The organism is Acinetobacter sp. UBA5984, assembly GCF_002429925.1.
In the GTDB taxonomy this organism is placed as follows: domain Bacteria; phylum Pseudomonadota; class Gammaproteobacteria; order Pseudomonadales; family Moraxellaceae; genus Acinetobacter; species Acinetobacter variabilis.
Genome location: NZ_DJBE01000019.1, coordinates 1 through 17075, shown reverse-complemented (window position 1 = coordinate 17075; position 17075 = coordinate 1). Strand labels below are relative to the sequence as shown.

Annotated in this window: 18 protein-coding genes and 1 pseudogene; 12 read left to right on the top strand and 7 right to left on the bottom strand. The window is 44.2% G+C overall.

What is annotated here, in order from left to right; all coding sequences use genetic code 11:
- Window positions 1–125: 125 nt before the first annotated feature.
- Entirely contained in the window at window positions 126–1397 is a 1272-nt protein-coding gene (locus tag B3J29_RS03275; protein ID WP_008305874.1) for a replication-associated recombination protein A, read from the bottom strand.
- A gap of 237 nt (window positions 1398–1634) precedes the next feature.
- Here B3J29_RS03275 and B3J29_RS03270 point away from each other — a divergent pair, with 237 nt between their 5' ends.
- Window positions 1635–3797, top strand: a complete 2163-nt coding sequence (locus tag B3J29_RS03270) for a putative bifunctional diguanylate cyclase/phosphodiesterase (protein ID WP_414632193.1) — start codon at window positions 1635–1637, stop codon at window positions 3795–3797.
- 43 nt (window positions 3798–3840) lie between these two features.
- Here B3J29_RS03270 and B3J29_RS03265 read toward each other — a convergent pair whose 3' ends face one another.
- A complete protein-coding gene (locus tag B3J29_RS03265; protein ID WP_004781392.1) occupies window positions 3841–4293 on the bottom strand; it encodes a YcgN family cysteine cluster protein in 453 nt (150 codons plus the stop codon).
- A gap of 192 nt (window positions 4294–4485) precedes the next feature.
- Between B3J29_RS03265 and B3J29_RS03260 the strand changes: the two genes are divergently transcribed.
- Window positions 4486–4644 (top strand): DUF1328 domain-containing protein, encoded by a 159-nt coding sequence (locus tag B3J29_RS03260; protein WP_004647174.1) that lies wholly within the window; start codon window positions 4486–4488, stop codon window positions 4642–4644.
- Window positions 4645–4727: 83 nt separating this feature from the next.
- Here B3J29_RS03260 and murJ read toward each other — a convergent pair whose 3' ends face one another.
- Together murJ and ampD are read right to left on the bottom strand one after the other, a co-directional pair.
- Complete coding sequence (gene murJ / locus B3J29_RS03255) at window positions 4728–6278, bottom strand: murein biosynthesis integral membrane protein MurJ (RefSeq protein WP_171248451.1); 1551 nt, start codon at window positions 6276–6278, stop codon at window positions 4728–4730.
- Window positions 6279–6355: 77 nt separating this feature from the next.
- Window positions 6356–6928 carry a 1,6-anhydro-N-acetylmuramyl-L-alanine amidase AmpD gene (gene ampD, locus B3J29_RS03250; protein ID WP_108675722.1) on the bottom strand — a complete coding sequence of 191 codons (573 nt, stop codon included), beginning with the start codon at window positions 6926–6928 and terminating at the stop codon, window positions 6356–6358.
- A gap of 181 nt (window positions 6929–7109) precedes the next feature.
- Here ampD and nadC point away from each other — a divergent pair, with 181 nt between their 5' ends.
- The gene (gene nadC, locus B3J29_RS03245) at window positions 7110–7955 is read left to right on the top strand and encodes a carboxylating nicotinate-nucleotide diphosphorylase (RefSeq protein ID WP_108675721.1); all 846 of its coding nucleotides are present in this window, start codon (window positions 7110–7112) and stop codon (window positions 7953–7955) included.
- A gap of 87 nt (window positions 7956–8042) precedes the next feature.
- Here the strand turns inward: nadC and B3J29_RS03240 are convergent, their stop codons facing one another.
- Both B3J29_RS03240 and rph read right to left on the bottom strand, forming a co-directional pair.
- Window positions 8043–8165 carry a hypothetical protein gene (locus tag B3J29_RS03240; RefSeq protein ID WP_005232802.1) on the bottom strand — a complete coding sequence of 41 codons (123 nt, stop codon included), beginning with the start codon at window positions 8163–8165 and terminating at the stop codon, window positions 8043–8045.
- A gap of 149 nt (window positions 8166–8314) precedes the next feature.
- A complete protein-coding gene (gene rph / locus B3J29_RS03235; protein ID WP_004781384.1) occupies window positions 8315–9031 on the bottom strand; it encodes a ribonuclease PH in 717 nt (238 codons plus the stop codon).
- A 194-nt stretch (window positions 9032–9225) separates the two neighbouring features.
- Between rph and B3J29_RS03230 the strand changes: the two genes are divergently transcribed.
- Window positions 9226–9855 carry a TetR family transcriptional regulator gene (locus tag B3J29_RS03230; protein WP_125278864.1) on the top strand — a complete coding sequence of 210 codons (630 nt, stop codon included), beginning with the start codon at window positions 9226–9228 and terminating at the stop codon, window positions 9853–9855.
- Between the two features lie 98 nt (window positions 9856–9953).
- Here B3J29_RS03230 and B3J29_RS03225 read toward each other — a convergent pair.
- Window positions 9954–10515: pseudogene (locus B3J29_RS03225) on the bottom strand (thiol:disulfide interchange protein DsbA/DsbL).
- A gap of 226 nt (window positions 10516–10741) precedes the next feature.
- Between B3J29_RS03225 and ubiG the strand changes: the two are divergent.
- From ubiG to argA, 8 genes are all read left to right on the top strand, one after another.
- Window positions 10742–11470: a bifunctional 2-polyprenyl-6-hydroxyphenol methylase/3-demethylubiquinol 3-O-methyltransferase UbiG gene (gene ubiG, locus B3J29_RS03220; protein WP_005232805.1), complete on the top strand. Its 729-nt coding sequence runs from the start codon at window positions 10742–10744 to the stop codon at window positions 11468–11470.
- Window positions 11467–12156 carry an HAD family hydrolase gene (locus B3J29_RS03215; protein WP_005232806.1) on the top strand — a complete coding sequence of 230 codons (690 nt, stop codon included), beginning with the start codon at window positions 11467–11469 and terminating at the stop codon, window positions 12154–12156. The genes ubiG and B3J29_RS03215 overlap by 4 nt, the downstream gene beginning before the upstream one ends.
- 48 nt (window positions 12157–12204) lie before the next feature.
- The gene (locus B3J29_RS03210) at window positions 12205–12951 is read left to right on the top strand and encodes a YciK family oxidoreductase (protein ID WP_125278865.1); all 747 of its coding nucleotides are present in this window, start codon (window positions 12205–12207) and stop codon (window positions 12949–12951) included.
- 226 nt (window positions 12952–13177) lie between these two features.
- Window positions 13178–13597, top strand: a complete 420-nt coding sequence (locus B3J29_RS03205) for a hypothetical protein (protein WP_004781373.1) — start codon at window positions 13178–13180, stop codon at window positions 13595–13597.
- A 183-nt stretch (window positions 13598–13780) separates the two neighbouring features.
- Window positions 13781–13936 (top strand): hypothetical protein, encoded by a 156-nt coding sequence (locus B3J29_RS03200; protein WP_004781372.1) that lies wholly within the window; start codon window positions 13781–13783, stop codon window positions 13934–13936.
- A 307-nt stretch (window positions 13937–14243) separates the two neighbouring features.
- The gene (locus B3J29_RS03195) at window positions 14244–14639 is read left to right on the top strand and encodes an RcnB family protein (protein WP_175966560.1); all 396 of its coding nucleotides are present in this window, start codon (window positions 14244–14246) and stop codon (window positions 14637–14639) included.
- Window positions 14640–14861: 222 nt separating this feature from the next.
- A complete protein-coding gene (locus B3J29_RS03190; protein ID WP_175966558.1) occupies window positions 14862–15224 on the top strand; it encodes an RcnB family protein in 363 nt (120 codons plus the stop codon).
- 132 nt (window positions 15225–15356) lie between these two features.
- The gene (gene argA, locus B3J29_RS03185) at window positions 15357–16700 is read left to right on the top strand and encodes an amino-acid N-acetyltransferase (RefSeq protein ID WP_175966556.1); all 1344 of its coding nucleotides are present in this window, start codon (window positions 15357–15359) and stop codon (window positions 16698–16700) included.
- Window positions 16701–17075 lie beyond the last annotated feature (375 nt).

Sequence of the window (17075 nt, the reverse complement as noted above, 5' to 3'; positions counted from 1 at the left end):
TTAATAAAAATGATCGTTTTTACATTATTCAATGCATNNAGATTTATACCCTTACCCTCTAGGATGTATCTCCCCCAAGACATCCTATTTCAGCCCAATTCTCCTTGAATTGGGCTTTTTTTTGTTTACTGCTGCTGTTGTTCCTGCCAGCGACGTTGTTGCAGACGTTCGCCTTCCACTTCACGCTTATTACGTGCCGATTCGTACAGTTTGGTGCCTTTCAGCTCAGGCGGCAGGTAATCTTGCAAAACAAAATGTTCCGGATAGTTATGCGGATACAGATAATTCACTCCATAACCCTGCTCTTTCATCAACTTGGTGGTTGCATTACGCAGATGTAAAGGCACTGGCAAATTGGCCGTTTTTTCAGCCAGATCCATCGCCTTGTTAATCGCGAGATAGGTACTATTACTTTTGGCACTGGTCGCCAGGTAAACCGCACATTGTCCCAGAATAATCCGGCATTCCGGCATACCAATCGCTTGAACTGAGCGGAAGCATTCACCCGCTAGCAACAAGGCATTCGGATTGGAATTGCCAATATCTTCTGATGCCGCAATCAGCATACGGCGGGCAATAAAGACCGGATCTTCACCACCTTTCAGCATACGTGCCATCCAGTACAGGGCAGCATCCGGATCACTACCACGAATCGACTTGATGAAGGCCGAAACCAGATCATAGTGCTGCTCGCCAGACTTGTCATAACGGGCAATATTCTGCTGTGCGACTTTGACCACAATCGCATTAGTAATGATATTTTCCTGATCAGCCTCAAAAGTACTGGCAATCAGATCTAGTAGATTGAGTGCCTTACGCGCATCCCCTGCGGCAAACTGCAATAAGGCGTCAAATTCTTCAATCTGGATATAGCGTTCCTGCAGGAATTTGTCAGTCTGAATCGCCTGAGTTAGTAAAGTCTGAATCGCTTCGTCACTCAGCGCATTCAAGGTATAGACCTGACAACGTGACAGCAAGGCACTGTTGACTTCAAAAGATGGATTTTCCGTCGTCGCGCCAATCAGGGTAATTTTGCCTTTTTCGACGGCATTCAGCAGTGCATCCTGCTGGGATTTATTAAAACGGTGAATCTCGTCAATAAACACTACAGGCGTCAGCAGATCAACACTTTCCGCAATGACTTCACGCAATTCTTTCACACCGGTATTGAGTGCAGACAGGCTGATAAATGGCCGGTCCACCGCTTGGGCAAGTAGCAAGGCAATCGTGGTTTTACCTACTCCAGGTGGACCCCAGAAGATAATCGATGGTAAATGCCCTTGGTCAATCATCTGACGTAGAGGTGCATTCTCTCCAAGCAAGTGATCCTGCCCGATAATTTCTGCAAGGTCGCGAGGCCGCAAGCGTTCTGGAAGCGGGATATGACTGTCTGACATCTTATTATTGGCTCAAATTAAATTCTGCTTTCATTCTAACACTGGTAGTTTTGATTCCAATATTTCAAACATTTATGAGAAAAATTTAATTTATGTAAGAAATCTCTATTTTTTTTACAATGAATGGATTAATCTTATGAAAAGTAGATAAATAGAACATGATTAATTACAGGTTAATAACCTTGTAAATTTCACATTATCTCATATTAATTAGAATGGACTTGAGCAACTGATTGGATGCTCTTTGGGTGGTATCGGTGGGGATGCATGAAGCATAATAAATCTAGACGAACAACTGCAGAATGCGCTGATTCGCTTATTTCAACCTTGATACAATCTTCTAATGAACAACAGGCAAAATCCAGATTATTACAAGATCTGATCAATGATGTGCCGCATCCGCTTTGGGTGCTGGGCAAGGATAATATTGAATATTTTAATCAGGCACTTTCGGATTATTTAGGTACCAATTTAAGTGAATATGGTCCTAAAGAATGGCAAAGCCTGATTCATCCAGATGATCAGCCAACGTTTTCTGAGCAATGGCATGCTGGCCTGAATCAGCAACAAGGCTTTAATACCCAGTGCCGGATTAAATCGGCTGATTCCAGCTACCGTATGTGTGCCTTGGCCATCAAGTTTCAGCATACAGCAGAACATCTGCTGCAATGGTCGGTATCACTGACCGATATCCATGAATATTTTGAGATTCAGCAACAACTGTCTCAGGTGATTTCTACCCAAAAAAACATGCTGGATGCCAGTGTCGATTGTATTAAAGTGATGTCTCCACAAGGCGAAATCCGTCATATCAATCAGTCAGCCTGTCATAAGTTAGGGATTGATCCTGAACAGCAGCCTGCCCCGCATTCATGGTTAAGCCTGTTACCCGCTGAAGTTAAAAAAACCGGACAACGCGCTTTAAAACAGGCTGCTCAAGGTTTAAATAGCCGTTTTGTAGAAAAAGCCCAGACGGAGAATGAGGACCCACAATACTGGGATCATTTACTGACTCCAGTATTGGACGAAAATAATATTCCCCAAAATATCCTGTGTGTTTCACGCAATGTCAGTCAGCAAAAAATAGTTGAAAGCCGTTTAAAAGCCGTAATTCAGCGTGATGAGCTGACCGGACTGTATAACCGCAATGCCTTTTATAAGACCTTTAAACAGGTACTGCTAAAAGCCAAGCAACAGCAAATAATGGTTGGCCTGCTCCTGATCGACCTAGACTATTTCCGGCATATCAATGACACTTTGAGTCATATTGCCGGGGACCATTTGCTGCATGTCTTGGGCAAGCGTTTTCAGGCCTGTTTTGGCTCCAATAATATAGTCGTTGCCCGTCTGGGTGGCGATGAGTTTGCTATTTTAGTCAAAAACCTGGAAAACGAAGCCCAGCTGATTAATACTGCACAACTGGCCTATGCCCAACTGGAACAACCAGTGAGTTATGTCGGCCATCGTATGAGTATCGGTATGAGTATCGGTTGTACCGTTTATCCGCGTGATGCCCAGAATAGTTCCAACCTGCTGAAATGTGCCGATATTGCCCTGAATGATCTGAAAAATAGTGGTCGTGGCGGGATTCGCATGTTTAATCAGGAGATGTTCAGGTCACTGGAAAACATGACCAAACAACTGACGCTGGCACGCAAGATTATTCATGCGGATCAGATTATTCCTTATTATCAGCCTAAGGTTCACCTTTCTGATGGTGAGGTGATTGGTTTCGAAGCCTTACTGCGTTGGCAGGATCAACAGCATCAGATCCAGTTACCCTCTCATATTTTTTCTGCTTTCCAGGACTATGATTTAGCTTCGCGCATCAGTGAAACCATGCAGCTAAAAGTCTTTGAGGATATGAGCCGCTGGCAAGCCGAGGGTCTGGATATACTGCCAATTTCAATCAATGCAGCTCCAGTTGAATTCCTGCGCGATGACTATGCTGAGAAATTCCTGGCTCGTCTATCCCGATTCGATATTCCTGCACATAAGGTTGAACTGGAAATTACCGAGCAGAGCTTATCCGAAGGCGGAGCCAATTATGTGATCCGGGCACTAAACCTGCTAAAAAAACATGGAATTCATATTTCTCTGGATGACTTCGGTACCGGTCATTCTTCCCTGACCCGTTTACAGGAATATCCGGTCGACTGCATCAAGATTGATCGCAACTTTGTAGAACGCATGAACAATGATCCGTCTGCGCTGGCCATTGTCAAAGCCATTACCCAGATTGGTTCCAGTATTTCTCTGGATGTACTGGTCGAGGGTATTGAAAATACTGAACAACTGGACACGCTAATCAATTGTGATTGCCAGATCGGACAAGGTTTTTATTTTTACCGACCTATGTCGGGGTCTTCAGCACAGCAACTGCTACAACAGGCAGCTTAATTTTTTTATTTAATCATTTGACGAGGTTGGATTGCGCTAACAGCTAGCGCACCCAGCGTACGATATATTCATCAATTTCATCTTCATCAATATCGACTTCACTTAAGCAGCGACCAGCAGCAGATTTTTTGGCCTGAATTACGCTTTGTCGTGAACCTGTCTTCAGATAATGCCAGGATGGCAGGCTTTTCCCTTCAGCAACTCGGCGATAGGCACAGCTTGATGGCAACCAGTGAATGGTGTCCAGTTTCTCAGGTGTTAGCTGGATACAATCGGGCACATATTGCAGCCGGTTCGGATAATCCGAACAGCGGGCAGTTTTACAGTCCAGTAATTTGCAAGCCACTTTGGTATAGGCAACTTCGTGGGTGTCTTCATCTTCCAGCTTGATCAGGCAGCAAAGCCCACAACCATCACAAAGCGCTTCCCATTCTTCTGGTGTCAGCTCAGTGAGACTATATTTTTTCCAGAAGTATGGACGTAAGGCATCAGACATAATCAAAACGGCTATGGTAAAAATCAGCTTATTATACCAAGTCTCAACAAAGGAAATGTAGGGACGTGAATCTTATTAATATCACGTAAACTATTGTTAAATCAGAGACAGTACATCAACAAAACACTAACAGTGCCCAAAATCGAATATTCCTATACTGGATTTGAGAATAAAAACACATGGAGAATTGATATGTTTCGCTGGGCTATTATTTTTGCTGTGATTGCCTTAATTGCCAGTCTACTTGGTTTCGGTGGAGTAGCAGGCTTATCTAAGGATTTCGCGATTATCTTATTGGTGATTGCCGTTATTCTTGCCATTGTTGGTTTCCTTTCTCGCGGCAAGGTCTAGCGACTGATTTTTGCTTAAGGAAAAGTTTCCTACAGAAAAAACAAGAGCCATTTGGCTCTTGTTTTTTATGCGCCCAAAATGGATTACGGTTTGATATGGCGTGGTCTGAAACCAGCAGCGACCAATGCGGCCAAATACGCCACTACCCCGACCACACATAAAATCAGTACTTCCAGTACACGCATCCACTGTGATACATCACCATTGTACCAGCTCAGTGCATAGGCCAAAGCTGCAATCATCACCACATTGGCAAACATGAATTGCAGGAAGATTTTTTTCCAGTGTGCACCAAAGCGGAAAATATTGCGTTGATGCAGATAAAAATACAGCAGACCCGCATTGACCATGGCTGAACCGGTCGAAGCCAGTGCCAGCGCCATATGTTCCGCTTCCCAATGAATCAGCTTAAAGAAACCAATAAAGATCACGTTCAGAATTGCATTGGCTGCTACTGCCATTAAACCGACGCGTACCGGTGTACGGGTATCCTGCTGGGCATAAAAGCCGGGAGCAAAGACTTTAATCAGCATAAAGGCAATCACACCGCCACTCATACATTGCAGTGCCAAGGCAGTCATCTGGGTATCTTCAAAAGTGAATTGTCCGCGTTCAAATAATGCCTGAATAATCGGTGTTGACAGCATGAACAAGGCAATACTGGCTGGTAGACCCACCAGTACGATGACTTTCGCTGCCCAATCCATCATGCCACGGAATTTTTCCGGGTTCTTTTCCGTATGCTGTGTGGATAAAGACGGCAGAATCACGGTACCGATTGCGACGCCAATCAGACCCAATGGTAATTCGGTCATCCGTTCAGCACTATATAGCCAGGACACTGAACCATCCTGCATGAAAGAAGCCCAAACCGTATTCAGTAACAGGTTGATCTGTGTGACCGATACACCAAACAAAGCGGGTAGCATCAGTTTCATGATGCGATCCACCCCTTCATGCTTGAAGTCTACTTTCGGTGGAATCAACAGGTTTTTACGCCATAATTCTGGAATCTGGATTGCCAGCTGCAAAATACCGGCAATTACGACTGCCCAGCCTAGCGCCATAATCGGCTCTGCCATAAAAGGGGTGAGCCAGAGCGCACCTGCAATCATGGCAATATTCAATAAGACCGGAGCAAAGGCTGGCGTACTGAAAGAGCCATAACTGTTCAGAATACTGCTGGCAAAAGCCGTTAGTGACATAAATAGCAGGTATGGAATGGTCAGGCGGAACATGTCTGTAGCCAGCGCAAACTTTGCTTCATCGCCATGGAACCCTGGCGCATAGATATACATGATCACCGGTGCGGCAATGATGGCAATCATGGTCAGGGTGGTCATGAAAGTAGCCAGACAGCCAAATACCCGGCTGATCAGGATCTGCACTTCTGCATGGGTACGACTGGTTTTATATTCTGTCAGTACCGGAATAAAGGCTTGGGAGAATGCCCCTTCTGCAAATAGCCGTCTGAAAAAGTTTGGAATACGAAATGCCACCACGAAGGTATCGAAATCTTTACCGGCACCGAATACATTCAGTAAAACCACATCCCGGACCAATCCCAGAACCCGCGATAACATGGTCATCGCACTGACAATTACGGTCGAACGCCAAAGCGCCATCCTATTCACCTAATAATTAATTTGGGCCTATTGTAATGAAACTTGCAAAAGAAGTTCATTGCTTAATCACATGACTTCCTGAAGGGTCATGGGTTCTTATAATGTTGTAACTGGGCACGAAAAGCACACCAGTCAAAATACGGTCCCGGATCGGTTTTACGTCCCGGTGCAATGTCCGAATGTCCGGCAATATGCTGCTGCAGTTTGGGATAATAGTCTTGCAAACAGGTGGTAACTTTGACCAAGGCATCATACTGTGCCTGTTCAAACGGCAGGTCATCACTGCCTTCCAGTTCAATCCCGATGGAATAATCATTACATTCTTTTTTGGCCAGATAGCTGGAACGACCTGCATGCCAGGCCCGGTCATTGAAATTCACAAACTGCAGCACTTCACCAGAACGCAAAATCAGCAGATGCACCGACACCTGCATGCCTTCAATAGTTTGAAAATACGGATGCACTGACCAGTCCAGCTGGTTCTGAAAAAACTGTTCAATATAGCCGCCACCAAACTGTGACGGCGGCAGACTGATGTTATGGATCACCAGTAACTGGATATCGGTATGTTCAGGCCGCTGATTAAAATTTGGAGAAGGGATCTGGCGCGCCCCGAGCAATTGCCCGTCCCGGATTTGAAACTCAGCTGCCTGTTGCATAAAACTGTCCTGTACAAAAATAAAATCTGCAATATCAGGATTGCAGCCGGCTTAATGCTAAAACTTTCATAGGCAAATCTCAATTCATCCCGGCAGGCTGTATGAAAAATCGCTCATTTTAATGTAACGGTGTTAAGATAACGCACAATTTTTCACGGCTAAAAAAGATACGGAAATACTCATGAGCATATCTCAGGCTTTGCTAGAACAGTCGATTCAGATCAATATTCAACAGGCACTCTCCGAAGATATTGGCGATGGTGACATTACTGCCCTGCTGACTCCTGAAGATGAACAGGCGACTGCCACGATTATTAGCCGTGAAGCAATGGTTCTTGCTGGTCAGCCTTGGGTCAATGCCCTGATTCAGGCCTATGATCCGAGTGTAGAAGTGATCTGGCTAAAAAATGACGGCGATCATGTCGCTGCCAATGAAGCTTTTCTAAAACTGGCCGGTTCTGCACGTAGCCTACTGACTGTAGAACGCCCTGCCCTGAACTTTGTACAGACGCTGTCTGCAGTTGCGACCAAAACAGCAACCTATGTCAAAGAGTTGGACGGTCTGCATACCAAGCTCTTAGATACCCGTAAAACGCTGCCAGGCTTACGTATTGCCCAAAAATATGCTGTTGCTGTCGGTGGTGGTCAGAATCACCGTTTGGGCCTATTCGATGCCTTTTTGATTAAAGAAAATCATATTATGGCAGCCGGCGGCATTCGCCAGGCGATTGCCATGGCCCACCAGATTGCACCGGGTAAACCAGTTGAAGTGGAAGTTGAAACCTGGGATGAACTGAATCAGGCCCTAGAAGCCGAGGCTGATATCGTGATGCTGGATAATTTCAGTCAGCAGCAAATGATTGATGCCGTTAAACATGTGGCTGGTCGCTGTAAACTGGAAGCTTCAGGCAATATCACTATTGATAATTTACGTGAAGTGGCGAGTACAGGCGTAGACTATATTTCGATGGGCGTATTGACCAAAGATGTCAAAGCCATTGACCTATCGATGCGTTTTAATAGTTAAAGTTTTATCCATAAAAAAGGGTGCCATAGCACCCTTTTTCTTATTCTCAAGGATATAAATCATAGAGGTTGAATGGCCTCTACTCTGTTAATTGGTATCACTTCCTCGTTCCATATTTGCACCATCACGGTTTTCATCACGAGAATTCGAATCACAGGCAGTTAAACCCAGTACAGCAAATACTGAAAATGCCATCAACCATATTTTCATGTTATAACCCTCTGAATGAGATTTGGTTAAAAGATCATCGCTTAAAACAGAGGTTACACAGTAGACAGATCCTGTTCATTTTTTGTCAGGCAATGTGTAGCTATAATAAAAAACGCATCCGAAGATGCGTTTTGTAAACTCTGGAAATATTACCAGCCCAAAGCTTCTTGCTGTTTCTTGATCAGTTCCTGAATCCCTTTTTCAGCCATGGCCAGCATGTCATTGCATTGCTCACGGGTAAATGGCTTATCTTCAGCAGTACCTTGAATTTCAATAAATTCACCCGCTTGGGTCATCACGACATTCAAGTCAGTCTGACAGTTTGAATCTTCTTCATAGCAAAGATCCAGCAGGACTTCATCTTTAAAAATACCTACAGAAATGGCTGCCACTAGACCTTTAAGTGGATCCTGTTTGATTTTCTTTTTCTCAAGCAATACATTCATGGCATCAATCAATGCTACTGCAGCACCCGTAATTGATGCAGTACGGGTACCACCATCGGCCTGGATCACGTCACAGTCAATGGTAATGGTATTTTCACCAAGTTTTTTCAGGTCGACCATTGAACGTAGGCTACGACCGATCAGACGCTGGATTTCCTGAGTACGGCCACTTTGTTTGCCGCGAGCAGCTTCACGGTCACTACGGGTATGTGTTGAACGTGGCAGCATGCCGTATTCTGCTGTTACCCAGCCTTGGCCCTGACCTTTCAGGAAACGTGGTACAGAGCTGTCCACACTGGCAGTACACAGCACTTTGGTATGACCAAATTCAACCAATACGGAACCTTCCGCATAACGTGTATAGTTACGGGTAATTTTCACTTCACGTAATTGATCTAATGCTCGTTGGTCGATACGCATAATAGGTCCTGCTGTTGACTAAAAATAATTGCGGCTCAGTATAACAGAAGCCTCCGCCAAGATTGGAACAGAGGACAGATCATTTACAAAATCACTAGATATGCCTTGCTTGTATAGATTTTTCAGTCCATCTGCTCTACTGCGATGGACAGGTGTTTTTTGCTAAACTGCAGATCTACGGAAGGAAAATCCCTATGTCTTTACGTGAAGAACGCAAGCAACAAAGCCGCCAGGCCCTCCTTGATGCTACCTTGGCATTGAGCAGCCGTGGCCATGCCTTTAGTAGCATCAGCCTGCGCGAAATCACTCATGAAGTCGGACTGGTGCCTGCCGCATTTTATCGACACTTTCAGAATATGGATCAGTTGGGACTGGAACTTCTGGATCAGGTTTCAATTCATCTCAAAGGTGTGCTGAATCAGTTAGGACCTGCAGATTTTTCTCTAGATGAGCTTTCAGCCAAAATCGAACTGTTTTTTCAGGCAGTCGATGCTCATCCCGAAGCCTGGACATTTTTCAGTGCCGAACGTTGGGGCGGTTCTAACATTCTCAGACAAGGCATTGAGCGGGAAATTCATTATCTGACCCAAGATTTGCGGCATACCCTAGAACAAATTCCAGCCACCCAGCAATCTCCTTCTCCAGCCGAGTTAACCGCACTGGCACAAATCCTGGTTCCTCTCGCATTAAACTGGGCTATGGGCTGGATTCAGCTTCAGGTACAGCCTGATCCCGAACTGCGACAAACGCGAATAAATGACTTCAAAGCGCAAAGCCTAAAGCAGTTAGAACTGTTATTTCGTGGAATTTTATCTCAAGCCTGAGATCTCATCTGAGTGAAATCTATTTTATAATTCAATTTTATCCTGACATAAAAAACCCGCATATAGCTGCGGGTTTTTAGATTCATGCAGATCTGGTTTTATTTAGCTTTACGCTCTTTTTCAACCAGATAATTTACCACTTGAACTACTTTGGCATCATCGCCCTGAACTACATACTTACCGTTCACGGTTACCGCTGGTACGCCGCTCAACTGATAAGTCGCAGCCAGATTTTTGGCCTGTGCGATTTTTGAAGAAATCGGGAATGATTTATAAGTGGTATTAAATTTCGCTTCAGAAATACCATAACGGGTATAGAACTTGGCTAATTGAGCCTGTTCCAGAATTGGCTGTTTCTTGGCATGAATATCATGGAATAGCTGCAAATGTGCTTTTTGACGAACACCTAGAGCTTCAGACACATAATACGCACGAGCTGCCTGTTCCCATAGCGGATTCATCGCGGCTGGGGTACGNNGAATAGCAGTGACCACAGCCATACCAGAAGAATTCACGGACTTCAATTTTCCCCGGCTTTTCAACTTTTACTGGATTCGCCAGGACTTGATAGTCTTGACCTGCTACAAAGTTGGCGGCCATTGCACTGCCAGAAAATGCCAAAACAGATGCGGCTACAGTGCCTAAAATAAATTTTTTCATTGGGATTATCGTCCTCTAAATCATTATGTCTAATTTATGGCTTCACTATAAAGTAATTATGCCGGTTTCGTTTTTATTCTGTGAACTTTTTTACAGCTTTTATCGCTTTTTTTTCCAGAATCGCTACACTAAACAAGTGTACTGATTTACAAGAAGTTAAATCTGTTTATACCGCCTGCGGGTGAACTTAAATTTTAAATAATCACGACTGATTGAGGTGACACCGATGTCGCAATTGAATGTTGATCCACAAGAAATTGCCAAGTTTGAAGCATTTGCAGCTATATGGTGGGATCAGCATTCCGAGTTCCGCCCATTGCATATGATCAATCCCCTGCGCCTCAACTGGATTGATGAACATGCCGGTGGCTTGAGCGGCAAGAAAGTGCTGGATGTAGGCTGTGGCGGTGGAATCCTGTCAGAAAGCATGGCGCGCCGTGGTGCTCAGGTGCTGGGCATTGATATGGGCGAAGCGCCACTGAATGTGGCACGCATCCATGCCGAGCAGGAAGGTGTCAGCAATATTGAATACCGTCAGATTCCAGTAGAGCAACTCGCAGAAGAACAAGCCGGTCAATACGATGTCGTGACCTGTATGGAAATGCTGGAACATGTACCTGATCCAGCCTCTATTATTCAGGCCTGTTATAAACTGGCCAAACCAGGTGGTCATGTCTTCTTCTCGACCATTAACCGTAATCCAAAATCTTATCTGTTCGCGATCATTGGCGCAGAATATATCCTGCGTATGCTGGCCAAAGGTACACATGATTACAGCAAATTCATCAAGCCGTCTGAACTGGCGCATGACATCCGTAATGCCGGTTTAAAACTGAAAGATATGACTGGCCTGCATTATAACCCGCTGACCAAGCGTTACTGGCTGGCACCGAATGTCGATGTAAACTATATGGTGTACACCGTTAAAGAAAGCACGCAAGAGGCCGACCAATGAAGGCGGTTCTATTCGATCTGGATGGTACTTTAATTGATACCGCAGCTGACTTTATCCGGATTATCCAGCATATGTGCCGTGAAGCCGGCCGTGACGTGGTGGAAGCTGATCTGATCCGTACCCAGGTTTCAGAAGGTGCACGTGCTATGGTCAAATTGGTCTATCCGGAACTGCAACTGGAAGACCCGGTTTTCTTGGATCATCGCCAGCGTTTTCTGGATATGTATGGTGCAGATATTGCTGTGGATACAGACCTGTTCAGCGGAATGTATCCTTTACTTGAAGAGTTAGAGGAAAATGATATCCCTTGGGGAATCGTGACCAATAAACCGCGCTGGTTGAGCGAAGCCTTACTCAAAGCTTTAAACCTGACCGAGCGCTGTGCCGTACTGGTCTGTCCGGAAGATGTGACCCGAACCAAGCCAGATCCGGAGCCAATGTATCTGGCTGCCGAGCAGTTACAGCTGGCTGCAGAAGACTGCATCTATGTCGGGGACCATCCACGTGATATTGATGCAGGCCGCAATGCCAAGATGTATACCATACTGGCAGCATACGGTTATTTACCACTGCAATACAAAGATGACTTAACAGCCTGGCAAGCCGACTATATAGTGAATACAGTGAATGAGTTACATCAGCATATTCAGAAACTGGTCTTGAGCGAGCCAAGTGTCCTGTCTTGATTCCTGAAACTACTGAAGACACTTAACAATAATAATGAGGAGGTAGTAATGAAGTATTCAGAATATCAACCTCGCCCCGATCTGTTAAAAGATCGTATCATCCTGATCACGGGTGCGGGCGATGGCATTGGTCGTGCAGCAGCAATCAGCTATGCTCTGCATGGAGCAACTGTAGTTCTGCACGGGCGTACCTTAAACAAGCTTGAAGTTATCTATGATGAGATTGAAAGCTTGGGTGCGCCGCAACCGGCCATTCTCCCATTACAGTTATCTAGTGCCTCTGAACGTGATTATGAATTATTGCTCGACACGCTCGATCGCCAGTTTGGCCGTTTAGACGGGATTTTGCATAATGCCGGTATTTTAGGCGAGCGAGTACCACTGGCAGATTATCCGGTTAATGTCTGGGATGATGTCATGGCGGTTAACCTTCGTGCGCCTTTTGTGATTACCCAAGCCCTGTTACCCCTGCTGGAAAAATCCAAACACGCTTCTGTGGTCTTTGCCGGTTCCGGTGTAGGGCGTGAAGCCCGGGAATGCTGGGGCGCTTATTCAGTTTCAAAAATTGCCATTGAAGCAGTGAGCCAATTATTTGCCAAAGAACGGGTCAATTCGAATATCCGCTTTAACTGTATCAATCCGGGTGCTACACGTACCGCAATGCGTGCCAAGGCTTATCCGAATGAAGATCCGAAAACCTTACCGACACCGGATTCCATCATGCCAGCCTATCTGTACCTGATGGGTGAAGATAGCTTGCATATGAACGGTCAAAGTATTGATGCGCAGGACTAATCTTTAATTGACACCTATTTAAAAGCCAATGTCCGCATTGGCTTTTTGTTTTTTTTAAACTCTATAAAGATAAGACCCATTTGAAAGCTGGCTTATTCTTCTGCCCAATTCATCCAGATTTCAGACTGAATCAGCCAGACCTTTCTTATTTCTACAATACTGTCTTTATTCAGTTCGCTGCAAATTCCCCTATACTAGCGCCAACAGATTTTTATTTGAGTGCAACATGACTGACTTAAACAACATCACCGTGACGACTTTGGAAGATGGCATGGTCTCTCTGCTGGTCGATCAGCAGCCGATCTCTGAAAAATACGGCATGAAGTTTGATGCCAGCATTGTCGATGACATTCAGGCACTCGAAAATGGTCAAAAACTGAAACTGTTTGACCAGTTTGTCTTTTCCCATACCGATCTGAATTTTGAACATTCCTATCATTATGTGACGGGTATCGAAAAGCTGGACGATCGTTATCAGGTAGCGAAACACTTTGTCTATCGCATCAAGATCGAAGGTCAGCCTGAAATTGAACATGTGATCAGCAATCAGGGCAAAGCAATGACAGCAGAAGATGTGCGTACTTTTATTCAGGCACATGTGCAGAAGTCTCTAAGTGACTATACTGATCTGAACTATGCCTATTAAGATCGTTCATTAGATCCCGAAAGAGCGCATTTACGGATAGTGCGCTTTTTTTATCCTTAAATTCTTTAAAAAACAGACATAAATCGTTTTAATGAATCAAAAATATAGAATTATTCGGTTTTCCAAATTAATATAAAATTTTTATAATGCTTTTCAAGTTAAATCAAAGCGAAGGAAAATTAAATGGCAGACCAAAAACGTAAAACTGAAACTATTCGTCGTATTGAAAACTTGCAGTTATCAACTGCCCTGATTTTGGCTTTAGAAGATGCAGTCGAGGCAGAGTCTGTGGCTGAAGCCATTCAGTCCTTACAGGGTTTAACGGAACAGTGGAACTGAAAAATTGCAATGACCAAATCAAGATTCGGTGTTTAAAAAGAATATTTTTTCCACTAATTTGAGACGGTTTTGATACACAATTCAGGACATTGCGCTTGCATCTTGATCCCGGTTTTGCTGAAATGCCAATGGGGCTGGGCATAACTGGTCAACTGACTGAAGTGCATCCTAAGCTTATGTAAAATCATGGCATAATCATAATTTCTCTGTAATTGATATAAAACTTCAGCCAGTTCTTCACAGTTTCTCTGCAATTTTTCCGTACATTAGTTACTGTAGAAAATGAACAATTGAATGAGGGTTCAACATGAAAAAGGTTCTGGTAGCATTGGCGATGTCCTGCAGTGCATTCATGCTGGCAAATGTTGCAAACGCTGCCCCTCATTTCAATGATGAACAGCGTATGGAACGGGGTCCGGGTCATCATCAGGCCAAGAAATCGCGTGAGTTCCATGACGATCACCAAGACCAGTATGATAAACGTCGTATGCGTGAAGAACGTGGTGTTAAACGTCTGCAACAGTTACGCTGGCAGCTTGGCTATGTCATGCCGCAGCATTATCGCAGTAATGGCTACAAGGTCGAATATAAGGACCATAAACTGCCTAAACCAGACCGTAAGCAGCAATGGTACAAAGTCAACAATGACTACATTCTGGTGAACTCTGAAAATAACAGTATTGTCCGGATTATCGGAGACTGATTTAGAACCTGATGCAAAGCCCAACCTCGTTTGGGCTTTTTGATTTTTCGGATGAGCCTTTTTAGGCTTTTTCTTATTTTAGAGCTTTCCTTTTAATCGTGGCTAATCTCCTAAATTCCTTCATGAATTTAACAATTCCACTAAACTGGCCTCACGCTTTCTATCTACTTATTCGCTAATTTAATCTCATCGAAAACATGTACAGATTTTTAGGTGAGAGCCATGAAAAAAGTTTTAACTACAATTGCCTTATCTCTTAGTGCGCTGGTTGCTACTTCTGCAATGGCAGCACCGCAGCATCATGATCCACGTTATGCACCGCATAAATCAGCACCGCACTGGAATCATAAAGATGCGAAAAAATGGGATGACCGTCGTTACAACAACCGTGGGGTTAACCCAAGCCGTGACTGGCGTGTAGGTCAAAAACTGCCAAACCAGTATGACAACCGTCGCTTTGAAGTCAGTGGCTATGAAGCACGCCGTTTGCCGAAAGCAGGTAAAAACCAGCAATGGTATAAAATCAATGGTGACTATGTACTAGTCAACGATCGTAATGACAAGATTGTTCGAATCATCAACTAATCATTCTCTTTTCTGCCCTTCTAGCAGACACCTGAAGCTCGCTTCAGGTGTTTTTTTATATCTGTACTTCCACTTCAGTATTTTTTCATTAGAATCAAAGCTAGATCTTTAAATATTGAAATAGGCACAGCTATGACTGCAGCAGAAACCTCACCGAGCAACACCTTGCAATATGTGCACTGGTTTCGCCATTCTGCGCCTTATATCAATGCTCATCGCAATAAAACCTTTGTGATCATGTTTGATGGTGAAGCGGTATTGCATGGCAACTTTCAGCACATCATTCATGATATTGCCCTGCTCAATTCTTTAGGAATCCGCCTGATTCTGGTACATGGCGCGCGTCCGCAAATTAACCAGAATCTGGCTGCGAGTGGCTTCGAGACCCCCTTCCACCAGCAGCGTCGGGTCACAACTCGTGAATCCTTAAGCTGTGTACTGAATGCAGTAGGATCGATCCGTTTACAGATTGAGGCGCTATTGTCGATGGGGCTGGCCAATTCACCCATGTATGGTGCGCGCATCGATGCCGTTTCAGGAAATTTTGTGACAGCTAAACCTTATGGCATCCGTGACGGGGTCGATTTTCAGTTAACTGGTGAAGTTCGGGCGATTGATACTGATGCGATTCAACGTCATCTGGATAATCATAATATTGTGATTCTCGGTCCGACCGGCTATTCAACCACAGGTGAAGTTTTTAATCTTCTAGCTGAGGAAGTCGCAACCAAAACTGCGATTCGCCTCAAAGCCGATAAACTGATTATCTTGGGTCGACAGCATGGTCTGCTCGACAGTAAAGGTCAGTTAAAACGGGAAGTAACCCCACAGCAACTGGATGACTATATTCTCTCTGATAAACAGGATATTGAAATTCGGCTCCAGCTCAAGGCCGCTCAGGAAGCTTCCCGAAATGGTGTCAATCGCGTTCACCTAATTTCGTATACCTATGACGGCGCCTTACTGGAAGAACTGTTCACCCGGGATGGTTCCGGCACCATGATCACCGATGCGCATTATGAAGAAGTGCGCATGGCCGATATTCAGGATGTCGGTGGCCTGATCCGTTTGCTTCGCCCCTTGGAAGAAGAAGGTATTCTGGTTTACCGTTCGCGGGAGCGTCTGGAAAATGAAATTGACCAGTTCGCGGTAATTGAGCGTGACGGCATGATTCTGGCCTGTGCTGCCCTGTATCCGATTCCGACTACGGGCAATGAACTGCGTTCCGCAGAAATCGCCTGCGTTGCAGTAGATCCAAGTTACCGTCAATCCAACCGCGGTAGCCAGATCCTGCATTATCTGGAAGATAAGGCCAAAAGTCTGGGTATTCAGCAACTGTTTATTTTAACGACCCGTACTGCACACTGGTTTCTGGAACAGGGTTTTGAACCGGCATCAGTAGATGATTTGCCCGATGCCCGACAGGCTTTTTATAATTATCAGCGCAATTCAATTGTCTGTAAAAAGTCACTTTAAAGTGACTTTTTATTCGCTCTCATATCTCTATTTTAGATAACGATATTCATAAAACCTGTATTCAGCATAAAAATCCTATTGCTGATTTTCTAATAAGCATATCTGGCCACTTTATTTAGAATAAATAATTTTATATTTCATTGCCTTATATAAATAATTCTTTCTTCCTAAATTAATGTGTAAATCACTTTCCTGCATAAGTTTTGCACTTTTTTATTTATCTTTTTTCTTCATTAGAAATTCCTGAATAGTTATTTTTTTAGAAAAGTAAAAAGCTTTAGCGTATGCCTAAGTTCTTCATTTCACATTTCTAAATTTTCAGGAGTTCTGATTCATGTGCCAATCACACATTCAATTATTCACAAAAACTGCGGT